This window comes from Burkholderia sp. AU15512 (assembly GCF_002223325.1).
In the GTDB taxonomy this organism is placed as follows: Bacteria; Pseudomonadota; Gammaproteobacteria; order Burkholderiales; family Burkholderiaceae; genus Burkholderia.
In genome coordinates this window covers 184207-208329 of sequence record NZ_NKEX01000002.1, presented here as the reverse complement: position 1 = coordinate 208329, position 24123 = coordinate 184207, and the positions used below count along the sequence as shown (strand labels likewise).

The window sequence follows — 24123 nt, the reverse complement described above, 5'->3', positions numbered from 1 at the left end:
CATGCTGCTCATGATCGACAACTACGACTCGTTTACCTACAACCTGGTCCAGTACTTCGGCGAACTCGGCGAGGACGTGCGCACCTACCGCAACGACGAAATCACGCTCGACGAAATCGCGCGCCTGAATCCCGATGCGATCTGCCTGTCGCCCGGCCCGAGCAACCCGCAGCACGCGGGCATCACGCTCGACGTGCTGAAGGAATTCGCGGGCAAGAAGCCGATCCTCGGCGTGTGCCTCGGCCATCAGGCGATCGGCGAGGCCTTCGGCGGCCGCGTCGTGCGCGCGAAGACCATCATGCACGGCAAGGTGAGCAAGATCGAAACCGACTGCCGCGGCGTGTTCGCCGACCTGCCGAAGCACTTCGACGTCACGCGCTATCACTCGCTTGCGATCGAGCGCGAATCGCTGCCCGACTGCCTCGAGGTGTCCGCCTGGACCGACGACGGCGAAATCATGGGCGTGCGCCACAAGACGCTGCCGATCGAAGGCGTGCAGTTCCACCCGGAATCGATCCTGTCCGAGCATGGCCATGCGCTGCTCGAGAATTTCCTGAAACAGGCCCGCGCCGCGGCCGCGCAAGCCGCCTGACGGGAGCCTCACGATGACGATTACCCCGCAGGAAGCGCTGCAGCGCACGATCGAACACCGCGAAATCTTCCACGACGAGATGCTGCACCTGATGCGGCTGATCATGCGCGGCGACATGTCGCCCGTGATGGCGGCCGCGATCATCACCGGGTTGCGCGTGAAGAAGGAGACGATCGGCGAGATCGCCGCCGCCGCGACCGTGATGCGCGAATTCGCGAACCACGTCGAGGTGCAGGACAATTCGAACTTCGTCGACATCGTCGGCACCGGCGGCGACGGCTCGCACACGTTCAACATCTCGACCGCGTCGATGTTCGTCACGGCCGCGGCCGGCGCGAAAGTCGCGAAGCACGGCAACCGCGGCGTATCGAGCAAGTCCGGCAGCGCCGACGTGCTCGAGGCGCTCGGCGTGAACATCGACCTGCAGTCCGACCAGGTTGCCGCGTCGATCGCCGAAACGGGCATGGGCTTCATGTTCGCGCCGAACCATCACCCGGCGATGAAGAACATCGCGGCCGTGCGCCGCGAGCTCGGCGTGCGCACGATCTTCAACATCCTCGGCCCGCTGACCAACCCGGCCGGTGCGCCGAACCAGCTGATGGGCGTGTTCCACCCCGACCTCGTCGGCATCCAGGTGCGCGTGATGCAGCGCCTGGGCGCGCAGCACGTGCTGGTCGTGTACGGCAAGGACGGGATGGACGAGGTATCGCTTGGCGCGGCAACGCTCGTCGGCGAGCTGCGCGACGGCAAGGTGCACGAATACGAGATCCATCCGGAAGACTTCGGCCTGCAGATGGTGTCGAACCGCACGCTGAAGGTCGAAAATGCCGACGAATCGCGCACGATGCTGCTCGGCGCGCTGGACAACCAGCCGGGCGTCGCGCGCGAGATCGTCACGCTGAACGCCGGCACCGCGCTCTATGCGGCGAACGTCGCCGAGTCGATCGCGGACGGCATCCAGCTCGCCCGCGAAGCGATCGCGAGCGGCAAGGCCCGCGCCAAAGTCGACGAACTCGTGCGCTTCACGCAGCAGTTCAAGCGCTGACTCCCCTTACGAATCAAGCAGGAATCCACATGAGCGACATTCTCGACCGAATCATCGCCGTCAAGCGCGAAGAAGTCGCGGCGGCCATGCGCAGCGCGCCGCTCGAGGCACTGAAACTGGAAGCGTCCGCGCGCGACCTGCGCGACTTCGTCGGCGCATTGCGCGCGAAGCATGCGGCCGGCCACGCGGCCGTGATTTCCGAAATCAAGAAGGCCAGCCCGTCGAAGGGCGTGCTGCGCGAGCATTTCGTGCCGGCCGACATCGCGCGTTCGTATGCAGCGCACGGCGCCGCGTGCCTGTCGGTGCTGACCGACGAGCAGTTCTTCCAGGGCAGCGCCCGCTATCTCGAACAAGCGCGCGCGGCCTGCGAGCTGCCGGTGCTGCGCAAGGACTTCATCGTCGACGCGTACCAGATCATCGAAGCGCGCGCGATGGGTGCCGACGCGATCCTGCTGATCGCCGCCGCACTCGACACGCCGCTGATGCAGGATCTCGAAGCGTATGCGCACTCGCTCGGCCTCGCGGTGCTGGTCGAAGTACACGACCGCAACGAGATGGAGCAGGCGCTGACGCTCAAGACGCCGCTGCTCGGCATCAACAACCGCAACCTGCGCACGTTCGAGACGTCGATCCAGACCACGCTCGACATGCTCGACATGATTCCGGCGGACCGGATCGTCGTGACCGAATCCGGCATCCTGTCGCGCACCGACGTCGACACGATGCGTGCGGCAAACGTGAACACGTTCCTCGTCGGCGAGGCGTTCATGCGCGCCGAGCAGCCGGGCGAGGAACTCGCACGGATGTTCTTCTGATGGCGATCGAAAAGGAAATCAAGCTCGCGCTGCCGGCCGGCCAGGCCGACGCCGCGCGACGCTTCTTCGAGACGCTGACCGGCGAACCCGGTCGCGACATCATGCTCGCAAACGTCTATTACGACACGCCCGATCTCGCGCTGGCCCGCTCGAAGAGCGCGGTGCGCGTGCGCCGCACGCCGCAAGGCTGGCTGCAGACGTTCAAGACGGTCGGCAGCGCGGAAGGCGGCCTGCATCGCCGCCACGAGTGGGAGCTGCCGGTCGCCGGCGACGCGCTCGAAATCGACGCGCTCGTCGCGGCCTGCGACGTGCCGGAAGCCGCCGCCGCGCTGAATGACGCGGCCGGCTCGCTGTCGGCGCTGTTTCGCACGGATTTTTCGCGTACGCTGTGGCGCATCGCAATCGGCGGCGCAACCGTCGAAGCCGCGGTGGACCTCGGCGAGATCGTCGTCCAGGCGGAACACGAAACGCGCCGCGAACCGATCAGCGAAATCGAACTCGAACTGATCGACGGCCCGGAGGCGGCGCTCGCAACGCTCGCCGCCGAATTGCAGCAAGCGCTGCCGGGCCTCGTTCCCGAAAACATCAGCAAGGCGCAGCGCGGCTACCGGCTGCGCGCGCAATAACCCGCATCACGCATGGCAACCCGCAAGACTTCCCGCGCGCCGCAACAGGCGTCGCTGTTCGATGATCCCGTGCCGGAAACGGCACCGGCCGATACCCCGTCCCCGGCGCCCGAAGCGCCCGCGGCCGGACGCAAGCCCGCAAAGAAAGCCGCGGCTCCGGCTGCGGCCCCGACGGCACCGCAGCCCGTTGCCGCCGACGTCCCGCACCTCGCCGCGCAATTCGACGCGCTGCCGCCCGTCTGGCGCGACGTGCTGAAACCCTTTACCGACAGCGACGCGTACGCGCCGCTGTGCCGCTTCGTCGATGACGAGCGTGCGGCCGGCAAGACGGTCTACCCGACCGACGTGTTCCGCGCGCTGCGCCTGACGAGCCCGGACGACGTAAAAGTCGTGATCCTCGGCCAGGATCCGTACCACGGCGACGATCGCGGCACGCCGCAGGCGCACGGGCTCGCGTTCTCGGTGCCGCCGGCCGTGCGCACGCCGCCGTCGCTGCGCAACATCTTCAAGGAAATCGCCGCGAACTTCGGCCACGACACACCGCGCCACGGCTGCCTCGACACCTGGGCGCGCCAGGGCGTGCTGCTGCTCAACACGGTGCTGACGGTCGAGCGCGGGGCCGCCGCGAGCCATGCGAAGCGCGGTTGGGAGCAATGCACGGACACGCTGATCCGCGAACTCGCCGGCCGCCATCAGGGGCTCGTCTTCATGCTGTGGGGCGCCCACGCGCAGGCGAAGCGCGCGCTGTTCGACGCCAGCGCGCACCGCGTGCTCGAGGCGCCGCATCCGTCGCCGCTGTCCGCGCACCGCGGCTTCCTCGGCTGCCGCCATTTCGCGCTCGCGAACGATTATCTGGTCGAGGCAGGCCGCGAACCGATCGACTGGCGCCTGCCTGAAGTGGCGGAAACGCTCGCGTAACCGCCGCGCCGCCGTTCGTTCGCCACGGCAGCCGGCATGCGAAAACGCCGCGCCCCTTTCGGGACGCGGCGTTTTTTTATCGGGCGATACGGCGGGTGCGGCGCACCCGCATCGACCTTACGCGGCGGCGATCGCTTCGCGTGCGCCGGCCAGCGCTGCGCTTTGCGCATCCGCGCCGAGGTTCAGGCCTTCCGCGAAGATGAAGTTCACGTCGGTCATGCCGACGAAGCCGAGGAACGTGCGCAGGTACGGGGTCTGGCTGTCGTTCGGCGTACCGGCGTACTTGCCGCCACGGGCCGTCACCACGTGAACCTTCTTGCCCTTGATCAGGCCTTCCGGACCGTTCTCGGTGTAGCGGAACGTGACGCCTGCACGTGCGATCCAGTCGAAGTACGTCTTCAGTTGCGACGAGATGCCGAAGTTGTACATCGGTGCGCCGATCACGATGATGTCGGCAGCTTGCAGTTCGGCGATCAGTGCATCGCTCTTCGCGACGATCGCATTCTGTTCCGCGGTGCGCTGGTCGGCCGGCGTGAAGAACGCGCCGAGCACCGATTCGTCGAGGTGCGGCAGCGCATCGGCCAGCAGGTCGCGAACCACGACGTTCGCGCCGGGATTCGATTGTTGCAGCTTTGCCGTCAGTTCGTTGGCCAGCAGCGTGGATTGCGCACCTTGCGAACGCGCGGCGGAATTGATTTGCAGAATGGTCGTCATGTCAGGCTCCAGTAGGGTTGCGCTTTGGTAGCGCGAGTGACGCCATTGTGCGTGGCCGCATGACCGCGAAAAAGCGGGTTCAAGGCGACGGATTGTTGCAGCAGCAGAACAATCGTTGATCGCGCCCCGATACCCGCTTCAATACGCTCAACCCTTCAGCCAGGCCTCCCGGGCCTTCGAGACCGCGGCCGGCTTCGCGGCCGCCGACAGCCGGTAGCGCGTGACTTCCGGGCCGTCGAGCTTCAGTTTCGCGGTGCGGAGCTCGTCGCGACGGAAGGCGTGAACCTCGACCTTGTCACCCGGCCGGTAGCGAGCGAGCAGTGCGTCGAGGTTGGTGCCCGTAACGCGCAGCCCGTCGACGGCGATCAGCGTGTCGCCGGCCGACAGCCCCGCGCGATGTGCGGCGCCGCCTTCGTAGACGGCCGCGAACGTGCAGTCCGCGCCGCCGCGCAGGCGCGCGCCGATCGTCGGCTTCGCGATCGCGCCGTTCGCGACATCGGGCGCAAGCGTCACGCCGAACGGTGCGAGCAGTTCGGCGAGTGGCAGGTCGCGCGTGCCGTGCACGGCATCGGCGAACAGGCGGCCGAGCGCGACGCCCGTCGCCTCTTCGATCAGCGCCTCGACTTCGTTCTCCTCGACGCCCGCCTGCTTGCCGCGGTAGAAATCGCGGCCGTAGCGCTGCCACAGCAGGCGCATCACGTCGTCGAGCGACTTCTTGTTGCGCGTCTGCGCGCGGATCGCGAGATCGAAGGCGAGCGCGACGAGCGAACCCTTCGTGTAGTAGCTGACGATCGCGTTGGTCGCGTTCTCGTCCTGGCGGTAGTACTTGATCCACGCGTCGAACGAGCTTTCGGCGACGCTCTGCTTCAGGCGCCCCGTGCCGCGCAGCACGCCGCCGACCGTACGGCCGAGCGCCGCGAAATATTCGTCCTGCGACATCAGCCCGCTGCGCACCAGCATCAGGTCGTCGTAATACGACGTGAAGCCTTCGAACAGCCACAGCAGCGACGTATAGTTTTCCTTCGACAGGTCATACGGCACGAACGCCGCCGGCTTGATGCGCTTCACGTTCCACGTATGGAAGTACTCGTGGCTGCAGAGCCCGAGATACGTGCGATAGCCTTCCGTCGTTTCGGGCCGCCCCTTCACCGGCAGGTCGGTGCGGTTGCAGATCAGCGCGGTCGACGCGCGGTGCTCGAGGCCACCGTAGCCGTCGCTGACCGCCAGCGTCATGAACACATAGCGGTCCATCGGCGCTTTCTTCGATTTCGGCTCGAACAGCGCAATCTGCGCTTCGCACACGCGCTTCAGGTCGGCGCGCAGGCGCTCCAGGTCGAGTTGCGTCACGCGCCCCGCGATCACGATGTCGTGCGGCACGCCGTGCGCGTCGAACGTCGCGAGCGCGAATTCGCCGATCGTCACCGGATGGTCGGAGAGCTCGTCGTAGTTCGCTGCGCGATAGGCGCCGAACCCGTAACGCTTGGTGCCGCGCGCCTCGGGCAGCGACGTGCCGACGCGCCATGCGCGGAACGCCGCACCGGCCGGCTTCGCGATATCGACTTCACACGGCGCCTCCTCGTGGCCCGCAACGCTCAGGAACACGGCCGTCGCGTTGAAGAAGCCGCCCGATTCATCGAGATACGCGGAGCGCACCGACAGGTCCCACGCATACACGTCGTAGCGCAGCGTCAGCGTGCCGTTCACGGGTGCGGCCTGCCACGTGTGCTTGTCGGTCTTCGCGATCCGCACCTTGCGGCCTGCGTCGTTGAACGCGCCGAGCGTCACGATGTTGCGCGCGAACTCGCGCACCAGGTAGCTGCCCGGAATCCACACCGGCAACGAAAAGCGCTGGCCTTCGGGGTCGGGATCGGTGACCGTCACCGACACTTCGAACAGGTGCGCGGCAAGATCTTTCGGAACTATCGAATAGCGGATCGGCTGGGTCATCGTGGCAATCGGTCGGTCGAATACGGCGGCGGAAACGAAGAGAGGCGCCGGCAGATGCGGGCGCCCCTCGCTGGCCGGGCCATACGGCCCGGCGTGTGTCGGTTACTTGCTCGAGGCGAGCGCCTGGTTGAGCTGGTCGGCCGACACGGCGCCCGGCAGGCGGCGGCCGTCCGGCAGGAAGATCGTCGGCGTGCCCGTGACGTTCATCCCGCGGCCGAGCGCGAGGTTCTTGTCGAGCGCGGTCGTGTCGCAAGTACCGGCGCCGGACGGCGCGCGGTGGTCGAGCATCCAGCCCTGCCACGTTTTCGCGCGATCGGTCGCGCACCAGATCGCCTTCGACTTCGCGGTCGAATCCGGCGACAGCACCGGGTACAGGAACGTGTAGACGGTCACGTTGTCGACCGACTGCAGCGTCGTCTCGAGCTTCTTGCAATACGGGCAGTTCGGATCGGAGAACACGGCGATCTTGCGGGCGCCGTTGCCCTTGACGACCTTGATCGCATTCGCGAACGGCAGGCTCGCGAAGTCGATCTTGTTGATTTCGGACAGGCGCGCGTCGGTCAGGTTCTTGTGCGTCTTGGTGTCGACGAGATCGCCGAGCAGCACGTAATCGCCTGCCGCATCGCTATAGATGATCTGCGAGCCGAGGTTGACTTCGTAAAGGCCGGCGACCGGCGCTTTCGACACGCTCTTGATCGGTGCGTCGCTGCCGAGGCGGGCCTGCAGCGTTGCTTTCAGCTTGTCGGTGGTCTGGTCGGCCTGCGCGGTGCAGCCAAGCGTCGCCATCGTGACGGCCAGCGCCAGCGACGCGATGCGGATCGTTTTTTTCATCGAAATCTTCCTTCAGCTCAATCGGAGTGCACGGCACAGTGTACGCCGTAACGGAACCGTGTCCGACCGGCGAAGCGGCCGAAGGTTCGATCGATCAGCCGAGCGCGGCCGATACGAGCCAGCGCTTCACGAGCGGCTGCGCGCCGACGAAGGCCATGCCCGCGTTGCGCACGACCTTCGCGAGCGAGCCCGGCACGGCGAACAGCCGCTGCAACCCATCGGTCGCGACCATCAGCGCGCGGATGTCCTCGCGGCGCGAACGCTCGTAGCGACGCAGCAGCACCGTATCACCGAGGTTGCGGAAGCTTTCCTTGCCCGCGATCGCGTCGGCAAGCGCCGCGACGTCGCGCAAGCCGAGATTCATCCCCTGCCCCGCGAGCGGGTGGATCAGGTGCGCGGCATCGCCGACGAGCGCGACGCGCGGTGCGATCAGCTTGTCGACCGTCTGCAGCGCCAGCGGGAAGCCGGCAGCCGGCGTCACGCAGTCGAGCGTGCCGACCTGACCGTGCGACACGCGCTCGACTTCGGCCGCGAGCTGCGCCGGATCGAGTGCGAGCAATTCGTCTGCATGCGCGGTGTGCGCGGACCAGACGAGCGATACATGGCCGTCCGGCAGCGGCAGCAGCGCGACGATCTCGCCTTCGTGGAACCACTGGTAGGCGGTCTCGCGGTGCGGCAACGACGCCTTGAAGTTCGCGACGACGCCGGTTTGCCGGTAGTCGCGCCGCTCGACCTTGGCCCCCATTTGCGAGCGCACCCACGAATGCGCGCCGTCCGCGCCGACGACGAGGTCCGCTTCCAGCACCTGCCCCGACGACAGCGTGAGCACGGCCGCGTCGTCGCGCACGTCGAAGCCCTGTGCGCGCGCATCGAACCACGTGAGGTTCGGCTGGAACCGCAGCGCGGCGTCGAGCGACGCCTCGACCAGCGACGATTCGGCGATCCACGCGAGCTGCGGCACGGACGCCTGGTACGCGGAGAAATGCAGTTCCGCGTGCGCGTCGCCGTACACGCGCATGTCGTAGACCGGCGCAAGCCGGCTGTGATCGAGCGCCTGCCAGACGCGCAGCCGCTCGAGCAGCGCCTGCGAACTGGAGGACAGCGCGTAGACGCGCGTGTCGAAGGCGAGATCGGCGGGGCGCGGCGTGGCCGGCTGGGCGAGCAAGGCTGTCTTGTAGCCGGACTGGGTCAGCGCGAGCGCGGCCGTCTTGCCGACGAGCCCGCCGCCGACCACGGCGACGTCGAAGGTGTGGTGGGCAGTCATGGCGGGCATTATAGCCGCGGGGCCAAACCCTTACGCGGCCGGACTTTGCGGGAAATCAGCAGAATCGCAGGGCGATGCGGCAACGCAGCGGCCCGCCGCATCGGCCATTCGGCGCCTGCCCGGAATCCGGGGCGTCGGCACGGTACAATAGCGACTTTGACCGTCGGCCCGCCGCGCCCCACGCGCCGGCCGCCCTTTTTTCCCGCGCCGCCGTGCCCTGTCCGGCCGCGCCGCCTTACCCGTCCGAAGGATTCCATGAGTCTCAAATGCGGCATCGTCGGCTTGCCCAACGTCGGCAAGTCCACCCTGTTCAATGCGCTGACCAAGGCCGGCATCGCCGCCGAGAACTACCCGTTCTGCACGATCGAGCCGAACGTCGGCATCGTCGAAGTGCCCGATACGCGCCTGAAGGCGCTCTCCGAGATCGTCAAGCCGGAGCGTGTCGTACCGGCCGTCGTCGAATTCGTCGACATCGCGGGCCTCGTCGCGGGCGCGAGCAAGGGTGAAGGCCTCGGCAACCAGTTCCTCGCGAACATCCGCGAAACCGACGCGATCACGCACGTCGTGCGCTGCTTCGAGGACGAGAACGTCATTCACGTCGCCGGCAAGGTCAGCCCGATCGACGACATCGAAGTGATCAACACCGAGCTCGCGCTCGCCGACCTCGGCACCGTCGAGAAGGCGCTCACGCGCTATTCGAAGGCCGCGAAGTCGGGCAACGACAAGGAAGCGGCAAAGCTCGTCGCGGTGCTCGAAAAAGTGCGCGCTCAACTCGACCAGGGCAAGGCCGTGCGCGGCCTCGAACTGTCGGACGACGAAGCGGCGCTGATCAAGCCGTTCTGCCTGATCACCGCGAAGCCGGCGATGTACGTGGCCAACGTGAAGGACGACGGTTTCGAGAACAACCCGCATCTCGACGCGGTCCGCAAGTACGCGGAAAGCGAGAATGCGCCGGTCGTGGCCGTATGTGCGGCGATCGAGGCGGAAATCGCCGATCTCGACGATGCGGACAAGGAAGCGTTCCTCGCCGACATGGGCATGGAAGAGCCGGGCCTCGACCGCGTGATCCGCGCGGGCTTCAAGCTGCTCGGTCTGCAGACGTACTTCACCGCGGGCGTGAAGGAAGTGCGCGCATGGACGATCCATATCGGCGACACGGCGCCGCAGGCAGCCGGCGTGATCCACACCGACTTCGAGCGCGGCTTCATCCGCGCGCAGACGATCGCGTTCGACGATTTCGTCACGTACAAGGGTGAGCAAGGCGCGAAGGAAGCCGGCAAGATGCGGGCGGAAGGGAAGGAATATGTCGTGCACGACGGCGACGTGATGAACTTCCTGTTCAACGTCTGAGCGTTGCGTTATCGCCTCAGTGAAAAGCCCGCTTCTGCGGGCTTTTCACTTTTCGGTGTACCTGCCTAGTCACGACCGGAGCCGCCCGTGTCCGATTTAGATCCGGCTATGCATAGCTGCATGGTGCCCCCGTTACTATCTTCACGCCCCGATAATTGGGGCTTTGGCCAGCCAGGCCCGGCATGATTCTCGCCCCCAGTCGCAGTCATGATCCGGGGGGTGTTGTCACCGGGCCTGGTGGGTGGCTGGTGATCGCTAATAGGGGTTTGGCCGGGATATCCCGACGCCGTCCGTAACGTGGATGCCGAGACTTGCCACCGTTGTTGCAGGCCAATCCGTTCACTCTGCTCATACTTCGATGCAAGACACTCAACAACATGGCGCCGTCGATGTCTTCATCGGCGTCGATGTCGGTAAAGGCCAGCATCATGCCGTCGCGCTTGATCGGAACGGCAAGCGCCTGTACAACAAGGCGCTACCCAACGACGAGGCCAAGCTGCGAGCCCTCATCGCCGAGCTCAAGACTCAGGGTCAACTGCTATTCGTCGTCGATCAGCCATCCACCATCGGCGCGCTTCCTGTAGCCGTCGCCCGCGCCGAAGGCGTACTCGTCGCCTATCTGCCGGGACTGGCTATGCGCCGCATCGCCGACCTACATGCAGGCGAAGCCAAGACCGATGCCCGCGATGCCGCGATCATTGCCGAAGCCGCTCGCTCGATGCCGCACACACTGCGCTCGCTTCGGTTGGCCGACGAGCAGCTCGCCGAACTCACCATGCTGTGCGGCTTCGACGACGATCTCGCCGACCAAGTCACTCAAACCAGCAACCGCATTCGCGGCTTGCTCACCCAGATCCATCCCGCTCTCGAACGCGTTCTCGGACCGCGCCTCGATCATCCAGCGGTACTCGATCTGCTTGAGCGCTACCCGTCGCCAGCCGCGCTTGCCGCCACCAGCGAGAAGACGCTCGCCAACCGCCTGACCAAACTCGCACCGCGCATGGGCAAAGGCTTGGCGACCGAGATCGTTCAGGCACTCAGCGAACAAGCCGTGACCGTGCCCGGCACGCAAGCCGCCACCATCGTCATGCCTCGCTTGGCCCAGCAGCTTGCGGCCTTGCGTAAGCAACGTGACGAGGTCGCCGCCGAAGTTGAGCGACTGGTGCTTGCTCACCCTCTTTGGCCGGTCCTGACCAGCATGCCGGGAGTCGGCGTCAGGACCGCCGCCAGACTCCTGACCGAGGTCGCGCATAAAGCGTTCGCTTCGGCCGCCCACTTGGCGGCCTACGCTGGTCTTGCCCCGGTCACCCGGCGCTCAGGCTCATCCATCCGTGGTGAGCACCCATCCAGACGCGGCAACAAGGTGCTCAAGCGCGCCTTGTTCCTATCCGCCTTCGCGGCATTGCGGGATCCTGTCTCGCGGGCTTACTACGCGCGCAAGATCCAGCAGGGCAAGCGCCACAACCAAGCACTCATCGCGCTGGCACGGCGACGCTGCGACGTCCTGTTCGCCATGCTGCGCGACGGCACCATTTACCAACCCAAGTCCGCCCCTAACGCTTGACGAAGGACATAGGGGCACCCCCCCCTGTGCCGTCTCATTGCATTGCGCAAATCGACGCGCGCTCCATACGGTTGCGCGGATGGTATTTCGACCAGACAAACTGACTGAAATAGCTTTCAGCAACCTCCGTCCATGTCCGAAGTCCGTCGTCTTCCTGCAGTACGTGCCTCGCGTTAACCAGCAACCAGGACATCACGGCCTGGCTGTCGCGACACTTCGCGCATTCTCCTGACGTACAACAGCGCGCAAGCGAGACAAAATCGGCACGATACGCATTGAACCTGGGTAGCGCGGGCCACCCCGACGCGAACCGATCCACGTTTTGCGGATGATCTTCGCTGACGCTCGGACAACTAGCACCATTGAATGCTCCCCAGGCGGTCTCACCCCGCATCAGGGCCGTCAGATAATAGGGATGGCTTGCAATGGTTTCAGGGTATTTCGCTTTCAAGTCGAGCAGGACGTCCAGCAACCGCTCCTCGCCTCGTCGACGTAGCGGGCCGTCAACGTCGTAGGGACTGTAGTAATTGAACAGCAACCGATTCCCGTTATCTCGAATTTTGCGCACCGTTTCCTCGATGTACGCAATACCGTCAATCGTCACTGCATAGACAAAACCCGCACGTTCGTCGTCGCGATAGTTTGCCAGCGTCTTGTCGAATAAGCCGGTGAAGCGTTTTCCGTTCGGACCAATCGCACGCAATTCATCGTCGAGTGGCCCGCCGCCAAATACGGAGATCGCGATGGTGATGTCCTCGAATCCTTCATACGGGATTTTTCGAAGTCCATTCGTCGACACTGACACTTTCGGCATGTATTTCCTGAACATCCGTATCCGATCGAGGTGCAATGCAGGCTCGCCGCCAATCAATAGCGGCGCGTTGACCCCGCGCGCAGCCTCCTCCGTCACACGCTGCTCAAGGCGACGCGCATCGCTCAACTCTTGCGATGCTGTATCGAATTCGTTCTCGAAAAACCAGCAGCCCTTGCAACGGAGGTTGCATTGATTCGTGAGATGGTAAAGCGACGCGCGCGTCTCCTTCGCCTCATTTCTGACGGCCCTGAAGCGCGATTTCATTTCTGTTGAATCATCCATCATGGTCTCCTGATGTGAGGATGCGAACGACACGCGCCGTCAGCGCAGCAACCCTCTGGTGAGTTCCGGCCACAGCGACGAATGCTCGCGGCGGAACATGCCGACGTGGCCAATTGCTCGGCCGTCGGGATTTTCTGGATGGATGAAGTGGACGTCGGACTTGGCGCTCGGCAGCAGGCGCAGCCAATCTGCAATATTGGCCGGCGTGGCAAGCGGGTCGTCGGTTGCGGCCACAACGGTGACGGGAGCGATAAATTCGTCGTAGTAGTGGCGCACCACCTCTGCTCCGAATTCGTTCGCCACATATCCGGGCCGACGGCACCATCGGGCCCACTGACGTCCGACGCACGGCGGCAGATCATCTCCCCAGCCGAATACCCTGGCCGGAACGTAACCGAGCAGTCGAGCGGAAATCGGCACATACAGATGGGCAAGCAGCAAGGCCGCGAAACGCTTTGGCCAGCGAATATTGCCGACATACCCGGAAGACGCCGAGATGGCGCATAGCGAGCGAATCGACGCGTGATTCGGCATCAGACCGACCAGCTGTGCGCCCGCGCTATGCCCAATCAAGTGCGCGTCGCGCGCCCGGGTTTTGCCAAGGAGCCAGTCGAGCGCTGCGGGCATGTCGAGTTGCCCCCAGTCCTGTTTTCGCGCCCGGGACTGGCGGACGTGATCCGTACCGAGCGACGCGCCGATCCCCCGATAATCGAATACGACCGTTGCATGACCGCCTTTGCTTAGCCAATCTGCAAACGGGAAATAAAAGGATTGTCGGATTCCCGTCGCAGGGCAGATGAGCACCGGGGAACGATCACCCTCGGCCGCCGGGAAATAGGTTCCCTTGAGCTGGAATCCGTCGCGGGCGGAGAAAGTTATGCCGACGCGAGCAGTCGAACGCTCAGTCATTGTTGCGACCTCGATACAGTCGACAAACGACAAGGCGTATCGATCGCGCAATTGGATATCAGGTGCTTCCTGATAATGCCGATCATCAACAAAGGATGCCAAATTGATTCATCCATCGATTCACCTCGGTAATCGAAGCAATCAATGTACGAGCATGTCTTTGTTGACGAAATCAGACGAGTTCGATTATTGCGAGCTAGTTGCTTCTTGCCTCTCGCAACGCGTCGCGCGTCGGCATTTTCGGCCGCATTGGATGCGACAAAAGCAAATGGCCCGACCGGCAAACGCCGGTCGGGCCATTTTTCATGACGCGGGCTTTCCGCCCGCCATCACTTCACCCACTCAAGTCGCCGACACGCGCCGCCCTTCGCTCGCCTGCGCATCGCGACCACGCTTGTTCAGCCACGACGCCAGCAACACGATCAGCGCCAGCACGGCCGTCGCCCCCACTTCCATCCGGTGATCCTCGCTCACGAGCATCACGGTCAGTGTGCCGCAGATGAACAGGATCACCAACCACGTGAGCCACGGGAACAACCACATCCGCAGCGTCAGGTCCGCACCGGTCGATTCGAGCGTCTTGCGCATCCGCAGCTGCGAGATCGCGATCACGAGATACACGAGCAGCGCGATCGCGCCCGACGTTGCCAGCAGGAAGCCGAACACCTGCTCCGGCATCAGATAGTTCGCGATCACGGTCAGGAAACCGAACGCGGTCGACGCGAGCACGGCCGCGCGCGGCGTGCCGGTCGAATCGGTGCGGTGCAGGAACGCGGGCGCATCCTTGCGCTTGGACAGCGAGAACAGCATCCGCGACGCGGTGTACAGCGCCGAATTCAGGCAGCTCGCGACCGACACCAGCACGATCACGTCGATGATCGCCTTCGCGTTCGGGACGCCGATCAGCTCCATCGCGCGCTGATACGAGCCGTGCTTCGGCAGCAGCGGGTCGTTCCACGGCACGATGGCCGCAACGACGAGAATCGAGCCGAGATAGAACAGCGTGATACGCCAGATCACCGAGTTGGTCGCGCGCACGATCTGGCGTTGCGGGTTGTCCGATTCGGCGGCCGCGATCGTCACGATCTCGGTGCCGAGGAACGAGAACATCGTCGTCAGCATCGCCGCGAGCACCGCGCCGGCGCCGTGCGGCATGAAGCCGTCATGCACGAACAGGTTCGACACGCCCGACACAGCCGGCGCCGGGATGATGCCGACGATCGCCGCACCGCCGATGCACAGGAACACGACGATCGCGACAACCTTGATTAGCGCGAACCAGAATTCGAATTCGCCGTAGTTCTTGACCGAGAAGAGGTTGGTCACCGTCAGCACCAGCGTGATGCCAAGCGCGAAGACCCAGGTCGCGACGCCAGGGAACCATGCGTTGAGAATGGTCGCGGCGGCGGTCGCCTCGATCGGGATCACCAGCACCCAGAACCACCAGTACAGCCAGCCGATCGAGAAACCGGCCCAGTGGCCGATCGCGCGATCGGCATAGGTGGAGAACGAACCGCTGTCCGGATGGGCGACTGCCATCTCGCCGAGCATGCGCATCACGAGCACGACCAGCACCCCTGCGATCGCATACGCGAGGATCGACGCCGGGCCGGCTTCCGCGATCGCGTGGCCGGAGCCGACGAACAGGCCCGCGCCGATCACGCCGGCAATCGACATCATCGTCACGTGCCGCTGCTTCAGGCCCGTGCCCAGGCCTGTGTTGCTTCCACTCATCTGTCTCTCTCCAAAAAACGGTTCCGGTATGGCCGGGTATCGCGTGAAGGCAGCACGGGGGATTGTGGTTCTTGAGCCGGGCCGGATGCGGCGCCTGCACGGGATGCAGGCGCGCAGCCGGATCGGGGGCCGTTCCGGAACGGGTCGCGACGCAGTCTGCGAAGCTGCGGGTGCGATGCGGCACGCAGGGCGCCGGCGCATCGCGTGCGCCCTTTCCGTCGGCTTTCGTCAGCTGCCTTCGAAGCGAAGGAGTGTAAGCATCAAACGGTTCTTCACTAAGAACCAATTGAAGAATTTCGATGGAACCACTTGTTGCATCGACATCGATCGATGCAACGCTTGTACCGTCCGTGGCGACTCGCGAGCGCGCCGAAAGCGCCCGGCGACATCGGGTCAGTCAGTCGCAACCGGCGGCGCGTCAGCGCGTGCCGTTCGCCATCTCGTCACGCCATTTGGCGGGGACGACGGCCTGCCATTCTCGCAGAAGCAGGCTTTTCACGGCGTCCGGATGGGCCGCCGACAGCCGCACCAGCACGATCGGCCAGCCGACGTAGTGATCCGTCACGTAATACACGTCGGGTTCCGATTCGATCAGCCACGCGCGCTCGTCGGGGCCGACGCCTTTCACGACGAGCGTGTCGCCGTCCTCGCGCAGCCGCGCGAGCATCTTGCCCTTCACCTTGAGTGAGGGCGTGCCGTATGACGTGCCTTCCTCGACGCCGCGCCACGCCAGCGCGATCTGCCGGACTTCGTCGAATGTCATGGAGCCTCCCGGCTGGATGCCTTCGGTTCACGATCCGGCCACCCTACCGGAATTCGCGAAGCCGTGCCGTGGGCAGTGCGCTTATCCGCGCGCTGCACGCGCGGCCGTCGACGCACGCCCCGTCGTCGCGACGATCGCGAACGCGATCGCATTCGCGGCGGCACTGGCCAGGATCGGAACGAGATAGCCGCCGCCCGCGTCATAGATGAAGCCGGCCGCGGTCGGCCCGATCAGCGTGCCGAATGCGACGCTCGTATAGAGCACGCCGATGATCCCGCTCACGTTGCGGCCGCCGAAATAGTCCATCACCACCGCCGGCAGCACCGCGACCCAGCCCCCGTAGAACACGCCGAACCCGAGTGCGAACGCGGCAAGCGTGGGGACGGTGCCGGCGCCGGCCCACGCAACGAGCGCGACGGCCATGCCCGCGAACATCGCGAGCAGCGACGTGCGGCGGCCGAAGCGGTCGGCGAGGCCGCCGAGGAAGAAGCGGCCGGCCGTGCTGCCGACGCCGATCGCGCCGAGCAGCAGCACGGCCGTCGATGACGAGACGCCATGATCGAGCGCGTACGGCACGAGATGAACGAACGGGACGAACACGCCAAACGAGCAGATGAGGCATGCCGCGTAGAGACTCGCGAACGAACGCGACGTAACGGCTTCGCGCACCGTCGCGCCGGCAGCCGGCTTGCGACTCGCGGCTGTACCGGACACCGAAGCCCCCGCATCGCGCGCGGTGGCTTTCGCGCCGCCGCCCTCGACGGACTCATGCGCCGCCTCCCCGTCCGGCAGCAGCCCCCGCCCGCGCGGATCGTTCTCGATCAGCAACGCCATCCCCGCGCCGATCACGACCGCGATCACGGCCAGCGCGAAATACGCACCGCGCCAGCCGACGTGCGCGATCAGCGCGGACGCGAGCGGCGGCATCACCAGCGTGCCGACGCCGATCCCGGCGACCGCGAGCCCCGACGCGAAGCCGCGCCGGCGCACGAACCAGCGCTGCACGGCGCCGACAGCCGGCACGTACGCGCAGCCGACGCCGAGACCGACACCGAGCCCGTACGCGACATAGACCTGCACCAGCGTATGCGCGGCGCCGGCAGCCGCGAGCCCGATGCCCGTCAGCAGCATCCCGGCGACAGCGAGCCGCCGCGAGCCGAAGCGGTCGGCCAGCGGCCCGCTGACGATGCCGAAGCCGAAATACAGGAAGCCGGCGAGCGAGAACACGAGCGAGATCTGTCCGCGCGACGCGGCGAAATCCTGCTGCAGCGACTCGACGAAGGCGCTGAACGTGTATGCGCTGCCGAAACCGACGAACGTGACGGCAAACGCGGCCGCCACCACGTACCAGCCGTAGAAAACGCGCGATGCGCCCTGGCGGTTCATGACGATGCTCCTCTCAGGTTCCGCCGGCTGCCGGGCGGCGTCCGGATTGCCTCATGGATATAGTTGAACTATGTTGATCGCACCGGCTGCCGACAGGCAGTCGCGAAGCATACGATCCGATGCGTCAACGGTACTCGTGCATACGCATCGTCTCAAACGATATTTCGTCGGACTTTCGATTTAGAAAAACTGAATGAATCGTTCCCGCTTGCCGCCTCTCAACCCGCTGCGCGCATTCGAAGCGGCCGCCCGCCACCTGTCGGTGAAGGCGGCTGCCGAGGAGCTGTCGGTCACGCCCGGCGCGGTAAGCCAGATGATCCGCACGCTCGAGACGCATCTCGGTGTACAGCTGTTCGAGCGCGTCAACCGCGGCATCCTGCTCACGGCCGCCGGCCGCGACTACCTGCCGCCGGTGCGCAACGCGTTCCGGCAGATCGCCGATGCGTCGCAGCGCGTGTCGGGTGCGGCCGACAGCGGCGTGCTGACGGTGAGCGTCACGCCGTTTTTCGCATCCGCGTGGCTCGTCCCGCGCCTCGCGCAGTTTCGGGAGGCTTGCCCGGACGTCGACCTGCAGGTCGTCACGAGCCATGCACCGGCTGATTTCTCGCGCGACGGTGTAGACGTCGCGATCCGTCATGGCCTCGGGCGCTACATCGGGCTGTGCAGCGAGCGCCTGCTGACGGTGGAGATCGTCGCGCTCGCGTCGCCCGAACTCGTCGCGCGGCTCGGCATGCCGGCGACGCCGGCCGAGCTCGTCGGCTGGCCGCAGTTGCACGACGCCGAGCGCAAGGGCTGGCACATCTGGTTCGGCGCACAGCGGATCGACGACTTCGGCCCGCCGCGCGGCCCCGCGTTCGACGACTCGGGCCTGTTGCTGCAGGCGATCGTCGCCGGCCAGGGCGCCGGGCTGCTGCCGGCCGCGATGGTGCGCGGCGAGCTGGCGAGCGGCCGACTCGTGCAGCTCGCCGACGTCGCGTGGCTCGACGATTTCGCGTACTACCTCGTCTATCCGCCGCATCACGCGGAACGGTCAAAAGTTGCCGCCTTTCGCCGATGGATCCTCGACGCCGCACTGGCCGACGGCGCGGCATCGATGTCCGGCGCGGCGTAGCGTCACGCGCCCCTCACGGCGCGGCTTCTCCGCCGATCGGCTAACATGCGGCCCGGCACCGATAACAACAGACCGAGAGAGACCATGCCCGCCCTGCTCCGCCGCGCGACACGCATTGCGACGCTGTCCGCCGCATTTTTCGTCGCGTGCACCGTGCTGCCCGTTCCGGCCCACGCGTACCGCGCACCGACCGGCTACGGCAACGAAGCCGATCTCGACCGACACGACACGTATCGCAACCGCGACGGCGAAACCGTGCACGCCCCCGCGCATTCGAAATCGGGCCGCGTGCCCGACGGCGCGAGCGCGCGCTGCCGCGACGGCACGTACAGCTTCAGCCGCCACCGGCGCGGCACGTGCTCGGGGCACGGCGGCGTCGCCGCGTGGCTGTAGCCTCGGCCGAATGGCCAATCCGGACCGCTGCAGCCCCCCGCCGCTGTCAGCGACGCTCGGCGGCGAAGTACAATAGCCGCTCGCACCGCCCACACGCGGCGACGCCGCCGCGCCCTGCGCGGCACGCTCCGTACCGAATCACCCGACGCCGCCACGCCCGCGCGCTGCGCGGCAGTCTCAACCACTTCTGACTTTCACACCGAAATGGCCCAATACGTTTTCACGATGAACCGGGTCGGCAAGATCGTGCCGCCCAAGCGCCAGATCCTGAAGGACATCTCGCTGTCGTTCTTTCCCGGCGCGAAGATCGGCGTGCTCGGCCTGAACGGCTCGGGCAAGTCGACGCTGATCCGCATCATGGCGGGCGTCGACAAGGACATCGAAGGCGAAGCCACGCCGATGCCGAACCTGAACATCGGCTACCTGCCGCAGGAACCGCAGCTCGACCCGACGAAGACGGTGCGCGAAGCCGTCGAGGAAGGCCTTGGCGACCTGTTCCAGGCCAACAAGAAGCTCGAGGAAATCTACGCGGCGTACGCGGAGCCGGACGCCGACTTCGACGCGCTCGCAGCCGAGCAGGCGAAGTACGAGGCGATCCTCGCGTCGAGCGACGGCGGCAGCCCCGAGCAGCAGCTCGAAGTGGCCGCCGACGCACTGCGCCTGCCGTCGTGGGACGCCAGGATCGAACACCTGTCGGGCGGTGAAAAGCGCCGCGTCGCGCTGTGCAAGCTGCTGCTCGAAAAACCCGACATGCTGCTGCTCGACGAACCGACCAACCACCTCGACGCGGAATCGGTCGACTGGCTCGAGCAGTTCCTGGTGCGCTTCCCGGGCACCGTCGTCGCGGTCACCCACGATCGCTACTTCCTCGACAACGCGGCCGAGTGGATTCTCGAACTCGACCGCGGCCACGGCATTCCGTGGAAGGGCAACTACAGCAGCTGGCTCGACCAGAAGGAAGAGCGCCTGAAGCAGGAAGAAGCGTCGGAATCGGCGCGCCAGAAGGCGATCAAGAAGGAACTGGAGTGGGTGCGCCAGAACCCGAAGGGCCGCCAGGCGAAGTCGAAGGCCCGTATCGCGCGCTTCGAGGAGCTGAGCAGCCAGGAATACCAGAAGCGCAACGAAACGCAGGAAATCTTCATTCCGGCCGGCGAACGCCTCGGCAATGAAGTGATCGAGTTCAAGAACGTCAGCAAGTCGTTCGGCGACCGCCTGCTGATCGACAATCTGAGCTTCAAGATCCCGGCCGGCGCGATCGTCGGCATCATCGGCCCGAACGGCGCCGGCAAGTCGACGCTGTTCAAGATGCTGACCGGCAAGGAACAGCCGGATTCGGGCGAAGTCGTAATGGGGCCGACGGTGAAGCTCGCGTATGTCGATCAGAGCCGCGACGCGCTCGACGGCACGAAGACGGTATTCGAGGAAATCTCGGGCGGCGCCGACGTGCTGACGGTGGGCAAGTACGAAACGCCGTCGCGTGCGTACATCGGCCGCTTCAACTTCAAGGGCGGCGACCAGCAGAAGATCGTCGGCAACCTGTCCGGCGGTGAACGCGGCCGCCTGCACCTCGCGAAGACGCTGATCTCGGGCGGCAACGTGCTGCTGCTGGACGAACCGTCGAACGACCTCGACGTCGAAACGCTGCGCGCGCTGGAAGACGCGCTGCTCGAATTCGCGGGCTCGGTGATGGTGATCTCGCACGATCGCTGGTTCCTCGACCGGATCGCGACGCACATCCTCGCGTTCGAAGGCGATTCGCAGGTCACGTTCTTCGACGGCAACTACCAGGAATACGAAGCCGACAAGCGTGCACGCCTCGGCGAGGAAGCCGCGAAGCCGAAACGTCTGCGCTACAAGCCGATCAGCCGCTGACCGGCACGACCCGGGTGCCCGGCGCCGCAGCAACGCGGGGCCGGTCGCCGAGGGTAGCCGCTTCAGGAAGCGTCACAACAAAAAAGCGGGCCGCTGGCCCGCTTTTTCTATCCGATGGCAGGCTGCTCGCCCGCCGCTTACGCGAGCGCGCCCAGTTCGCGCAGCCGCGCCTCGGTCGTCGCCGCACTCGTGTGATGAATGCCGTGCCAGCCGAGCGCCGTCGCGGCCGCGGCGTTCTTCGCGTTGTCGTCGATGAATACGAGTTCGTGCGGCGCGATGCCCGGCAGGTGCGGTTCGATCCGCGCATGCATCTCGCGGTAGATCGCCGGATCGGGCTTCACGAGCTTCACACGACCCGACACGACGATCTCCTTGAAACGCCGCAGCACCGGGAAGTTGTCCCACGCATACGGAAACGTCTGCGCGGACCAGTTCGTCAGGCCGAAAAGCGGCATCCCTTGCGCTTCAAGTCGATCGACGAGCGCGGCGCCCTCTTCGAGCACACCGCCGATCATCTCGTGCCAGCGCGCGTAGAACGCGCGGATCAGCGCCTCGTGCTCCGGAAACTTCGCAACGAGCTCCGCCGTGCCTTCCTCGATCGTCTGCCCGCCGTCCTGACGGATCACCCAGTCCATCGCGCACACGTGCGTGAGGAACCAGCGACGCTCCGCGTCGTCGGGAATCAGCTCCCGGTAAAGGTACTCCGGGCTCCAGTCGATCAGCACGCCGCCGAAATCGAACACCACGGCCTTGATCGTCATGCGAACTCCGTCGAAAGGACGTCCGCGAGCGAGCGCGGCGTCACCGGGTTGCCCGACAGCGAATTGTTTTGCCATACGAAGTGATGGTGCGCGACGATCTGCGCAGCCGACAGGTGCGTGCGCTCGTTCGTCGTGTGCAGATCGGACACGACCGTCGTCCGGTAGCCAAGCAGCGCCGCGCGGCGTGCGGCCGAATCGACGCAGAACTCGGTTGCATAACCGCAGATCAGCACCGAACGGACGCCGTGGCGGTCGAGCTGCGCCGCGAGCGGCGTGTCGTGAAACGAATCGCTCACCTGCTTGCGCACGCGCCAGTCGTCGTTCCCGACGACCAGCCCCGCATGCAGCTCCCAGCCCGGCGTGCCGGGCACGATGTCGTCGTCCGCATCGCCGTCGTGCTGCACGAAGCACACGGGCGCGTTCGCCGCGCGCGCCGCCGCCGTCAGCCGGTTGATGCCCGATACCACGTCGTCGAGCCGGTAAGCGGGCCGCGCCCGCTCCACCAGCCCGCGCTGCATGTCGACCACGATCACTGCGGTGTCCGCCATTGCCTGCCCTCGGTTGTGTCGTTCGGCCGTTGTCCGGCCGTTATCGCATGTTGTGTCAGATCGGCTGCGTGCGCGCGTCGAGCCACGCCTTCGCATCGCCGCTCAGGTGCCGGCCGACACGCTCGCGCACCGTCGCGTGATACGTGTTCAGCCATGCGCGCTCATCGTCGTGCAGCATCTCGATCAGCACGCAGCGCGTGTCGATCGGGCACAGCGTCAGCGTCTCGAATGCGAGGAAATCGCCGAATTCCGTTTGCCCGGCCGCGCGGTTCACGACCAGGTTCTCGATCCGGATGCCCCACTGGCCGGGACGGTAGACGCCCGGCTCGATCGACGTGATCATGCCCTCTTCCATCGCCGTGTGCGGCTCGGCCGGCGCGTAGTGCGAGATCACCTGCGGGCCTTCGTGCACGTTCAAGAAGTAGCCGACGCCATGCCCCGTGCCGTGGCCGTAGTCGAGCCCGGCCGCCCACATCGGTGCGCGCGCGATCGCGTCGAGCATCGGCGAGCGGATGCCGCGCGGGAAGCGGGCGCGCGACAGCGCCATCATCGACTTCAGCACGATCGTGAAATCGCGCCGCTGCAGGTCGCTGACGGTGCCGACCGGCACGACACGCGTGATGTCGGTCGTGCCCGTCACGTACTGGCCGCCCGAATCGATCAGCAGCAGGCCGTCGCCGGCGATCGTCGCGTGCGACGCCGGCGTCGCGTGGTAGTGCGGCATTGCGCCATTCGCGTTGAAGCCCGCAATCGTCGCGAAGCTTGCCGACACATAGCCGGGGCGCCGGGCGCGGGCGGCCGTGAGCTTTTCCTCGATCGTCAGCTCGGTGATCGTCTCGCGGTTCACCGCCTGCTCGAACCACGCGAAGAACTCCGCGAGCGCGGCGCCGTCGTGTTCCATCGTCACGCGCACGTGCTCGATCTCGGCGGACGTCTTGCGCGACTTCGCGAACGTCGACGGATTCACGGCCTCGACGAGCTTCACGCCGGCCGGCACGGCCTCGAGCGTGCCGAACGTCACGCGGCGGGGGTCGATCAGCAGCGTCGCGCCGTCCGGCAGCGACGCGAGCGCGGCGCGCGCGGCGTCGTAGGCACGAACGTCGACACCATCCTTCGCGAGCGACGCGGTCAGCGCCGGCGACACCTTGCCGTCGGCGACGAACAACGTCGCGCGATCGGCGCCGATCATTGCGTGCGCAACGAATACGGGATTGAAGTTGACGTCGGCGCCGCGCAGGTTGAACAGCCATGCGAGATCGTCGAGCGTCGAGACGAAATGCCATTGCGCACCCTGCGCGCACATCGCGCGGCGCACTTCGGCCAGCTTGCTCGCGCGCGTCGTGTCGGCCTGCGGCGCCGTGTGCTCGAACACCGCGTCGCCGGGCAGCCCCGGCCGCTCGGGCCAGATCGCGTCGAGCAGGTCGAGATCGGTGCGCAGCGCGATGCCGCGCGCATTCAACGCACCCGTCAGCCCGCGTGCGGCCGCGACGCCCAGCACGGCGCCGTCGACGCCGACCGTCGCACCGGCCGCCACGTTCTGCGCGAGCCAGTCGACGTGTGGCGCGCTCTGCTGCCCGCCCGTCATCTTCATCAATTGCACGCCCGTGCCGGCCAGTTCGGCCTCGGCCTGCACCCAGTAGCGGCTGTCGACCCATAGCCCCGCGAAATCCGCGGTCACGACCAGCGTGCCGACCGAGCCCGTGAAGCCGGACAGCCAGCGGCGGGCCTGCCAGCGCTCCGGCAGATACTCGGACAGATGGGGATCGGCGGACGGCACGAGATAGGCGGCCAGGTCCTCGCGGGCCATGGCGCCACGCAGCAGCGCGAGGCGGGCCGGCACCGGCGAGACTTCGGGAAGACGGGCATTCATGATTTCACCTGAGA

The 24123-nt window shown here is 66.1% G+C and carries 22 protein-coding genes; 10 read left to right on the top strand and 12 right to left on the bottom strand.

Features of this window, described 5'->3' with window-relative positions:
* The first annotated feature begins 1 nt into the window (after nucleotide 1).
* The 5 genes from CFB43_RS02450 to CFB43_RS02430 are packed head-to-tail and all read left to right on the top strand — an operon-like array spanning nucleotide 2 to nucleotide 3996.
* Nucleotides 2–592 carry an aminodeoxychorismate/anthranilate synthase component II gene (locus CFB43_RS02450; RefSeq protein ID WP_089430556.1) on the top strand — a complete coding sequence of 197 codons (591 nt, stop codon included), beginning with the start codon at nucleotides 2–4 and terminating at the stop codon, nucleotides 590–592.
* 13 nt (nucleotides 593–605) lie between these two features.
* Nucleotides 606–1637, top strand: a complete 1032-nt coding sequence (trpD, locus tag CFB43_RS02445) for an anthranilate phosphoribosyltransferase (protein ID WP_043191545.1) — start codon at nucleotides 606–608, stop codon at nucleotides 1635–1637.
* Nucleotides 1638–1666: 29 nt separating this feature from the next.
* Nucleotides 1667–2452 carry an indole-3-glycerol phosphate synthase TrpC gene (gene trpC / locus CFB43_RS02440; RefSeq protein WP_089472085.1) on the top strand — a complete coding sequence of 262 codons (786 nt, stop codon included), beginning with the start codon at nucleotides 1667–1669 and terminating at the stop codon, nucleotides 2450–2452.
* The gene (locus tag CFB43_RS02435) at nucleotides 2452–3078 is read left to right on the top strand and encodes a CYTH domain-containing protein (RefSeq protein ID WP_089494025.1); all 627 of its coding nucleotides are present in this window, start codon (nucleotides 2452–2454) and stop codon (nucleotides 3076–3078) included. Before trpC ends, CFB43_RS02435 begins: the two co-directional genes overlap by 1 nt.
* 12 nt (nucleotides 3079–3090) lie before the next feature.
* Nucleotides 3091–3996 carry a uracil-DNA glycosylase gene (locus tag CFB43_RS02430; RefSeq protein WP_089494024.1) on the top strand — a complete coding sequence of 302 codons (906 nt, stop codon included), beginning with the start codon at nucleotides 3091–3093 and terminating at the stop codon, nucleotides 3994–3996.
* Nucleotides 3997–4113: 117 nt separating this feature from the next.
* Here the strand turns inward: CFB43_RS02430 and CFB43_RS02425 are convergent, their stop codons facing one another.
* From CFB43_RS02425 to CFB43_RS02410, 4 genes are all read right to left on the bottom strand, one after another.
* Complete coding sequence (locus tag CFB43_RS02425) at nucleotides 4114–4710, bottom strand: FMN-dependent NADH-azoreductase (protein ID WP_089472082.1); 597 nt, start codon at nucleotides 4708–4710, stop codon at nucleotides 4114–4116.
* 147 nt (nucleotides 4711–4857) lie between these two features.
* Nucleotides 4858–6657 carry a M61 family metallopeptidase gene (locus CFB43_RS02420; protein WP_089494023.1) on the bottom strand — a complete coding sequence of 600 codons (1800 nt, stop codon included), beginning with the start codon at nucleotides 6655–6657 and terminating at the stop codon, nucleotides 4858–4860.
* A 102-nt stretch (nucleotides 6658–6759) separates the two neighbouring features.
* On the bottom strand, nucleotides 6760–7488 hold the full coding sequence (locus tag CFB43_RS02415) for a DsbC family protein (protein ID WP_089424391.1): 729 nt from the start codon (nucleotides 7486–7488) through the stop codon (nucleotides 6760–6762).
* 94 nt (nucleotides 7489–7582) lie between these two features.
* Nucleotides 7583–8761, bottom strand: a complete 1179-nt coding sequence (locus tag CFB43_RS02410) for a UbiH/UbiF family hydroxylase (RefSeq protein WP_089494022.1) — start codon at nucleotides 8759–8761, stop codon at nucleotides 7583–7585.
* Nucleotides 8762–9007: 246 nt separating this feature from the next.
* Here CFB43_RS02410 and ychF point away from each other — a divergent pair, with 246 nt between their 5' ends.
* A complete protein-coding gene (ychF, locus tag CFB43_RS02405) occupies nucleotides 9008–10102 on the top strand; it encodes a redox-regulated ATPase YchF (RefSeq protein WP_089439131.1) in 1095 nt (364 codons plus the stop codon).
* Nucleotides 10103–10460: 358 nt separating this feature from the next.
* Entirely contained in the window at nucleotides 10461–11666 is a 1206-nt protein-coding gene (locus CFB43_RS02400) for an IS110 family transposase (protein WP_179254787.1), read from the top strand.
* Between the two features lie 34 nt (nucleotides 11667–11700).
* Here the strand turns inward: CFB43_RS02400 and CFB43_RS02395 are convergent, their stop codons facing one another.
* From CFB43_RS02395 to CFB43_RS02375, 5 genes are all read right to left on the bottom strand, one after another.
* Nucleotides 11701–12762 (bottom strand): radical SAM protein, encoded by a 1062-nt coding sequence (locus CFB43_RS02395; RefSeq protein WP_089494020.1) that lies wholly within the window; start codon nucleotides 12760–12762, stop codon nucleotides 11701–11703.
* A 39-nt stretch (nucleotides 12763–12801) separates the two neighbouring features.
* The gene (locus CFB43_RS02390) at nucleotides 12802–13773 is read right to left on the bottom strand and encodes an alpha/beta hydrolase family protein (RefSeq protein ID WP_226275387.1); all 972 of its coding nucleotides are present in this window, start codon (nucleotides 13771–13773) and stop codon (nucleotides 12802–12804) included.
* A 240-nt stretch (nucleotides 13774–14013) separates the two neighbouring features.
* The gene (gabP, locus tag CFB43_RS02385; RefSeq protein ID WP_089494019.1) at nucleotides 14014–15405 is read right to left on the bottom strand and encodes a GABA permease; all 1392 of its coding nucleotides are present in this window, start codon (nucleotides 15403–15405) and stop codon (nucleotides 14014–14016) included.
* Between the two features lie 418 nt (nucleotides 15406–15823).
* A complete protein-coding gene (locus CFB43_RS02380; RefSeq protein ID WP_089494018.1) occupies nucleotides 15824–16168 on the bottom strand; it encodes an MmcQ/YjbR family DNA-binding protein in 345 nt (114 codons plus the stop codon).
* Between the two features lie 81 nt (nucleotides 16169–16249).
* A complete protein-coding gene (locus CFB43_RS02375; protein WP_089494017.1) occupies nucleotides 16250–17554 on the bottom strand; it encodes an MFS transporter in 1305 nt (434 codons plus the stop codon).
* A 193-nt stretch (nucleotides 17555–17747) separates the two neighbouring features.
* Here CFB43_RS02375 and gcvA point away from each other — a divergent pair, with 193 nt between their 5' ends.
* The 3 genes from gcvA (at nucleotide 17748) to ettA (ending at nucleotide 20930) form a co-directional block, all read left to right on the top strand.
* Nucleotides 17748–18665 carry a transcriptional regulator GcvA gene (gcvA, locus tag CFB43_RS02370; protein WP_089494016.1) on the top strand — a complete coding sequence of 306 codons (918 nt, stop codon included), beginning with the start codon at nucleotides 17748–17750 and terminating at the stop codon, nucleotides 18663–18665.
* 84 nt (nucleotides 18666–18749) lie between these two features.
* Nucleotides 18750–19058, top strand: a complete 309-nt coding sequence (locus tag CFB43_RS02365; RefSeq protein WP_089494015.1) for a DUF3761 domain-containing protein — start codon at nucleotides 18750–18752, stop codon at nucleotides 19056–19058.
* Nucleotides 19059–19262: 204 nt separating this feature from the next.
* Nucleotides 19263–20930, top strand: a complete 1668-nt coding sequence (gene ettA / locus CFB43_RS02360) for an energy-dependent translational throttle protein EttA (RefSeq protein WP_089472072.1) — start codon at nucleotides 19263–19265, stop codon at nucleotides 20928–20930.
* Between the two features lie 137 nt (nucleotides 20931–21067).
* Here the strand turns inward: ettA and CFB43_RS02355 are convergent, their stop codons facing one another.
* The 3 genes from CFB43_RS02355 to CFB43_RS02345 are packed head-to-tail and all read right to left on the bottom strand — an operon-like array spanning nucleotide 21068 to nucleotide 24109.
* On the bottom strand, nucleotides 21068–21691 hold the full coding sequence (locus CFB43_RS02355) for an HAD family hydrolase (RefSeq protein ID WP_089494014.1): 624 nt from the start codon (nucleotides 21689–21691) through the stop codon (nucleotides 21068–21070).
* Nucleotides 21688–22239, bottom strand: coding sequence for a cysteine hydrolase family protein (locus tag CFB43_RS02350; protein WP_089494013.1), 552 nt, complete (start codon nucleotides 22237–22239; stop codon nucleotides 21688–21690). Before CFB43_RS02350 ends, CFB43_RS02355 begins: the two co-directional genes overlap by 4 nt.
* 55 nt (nucleotides 22240–22294) lie before the next feature.
* Nucleotides 22295–24109 (bottom strand): aminopeptidase P family protein, encoded by a 1815-nt coding sequence (locus CFB43_RS02345; RefSeq protein ID WP_089494012.1) that lies wholly within the window; start codon nucleotides 24107–24109, stop codon nucleotides 22295–22297.
* Nucleotides 24110–24123: the final 14 nt, after the last annotated feature.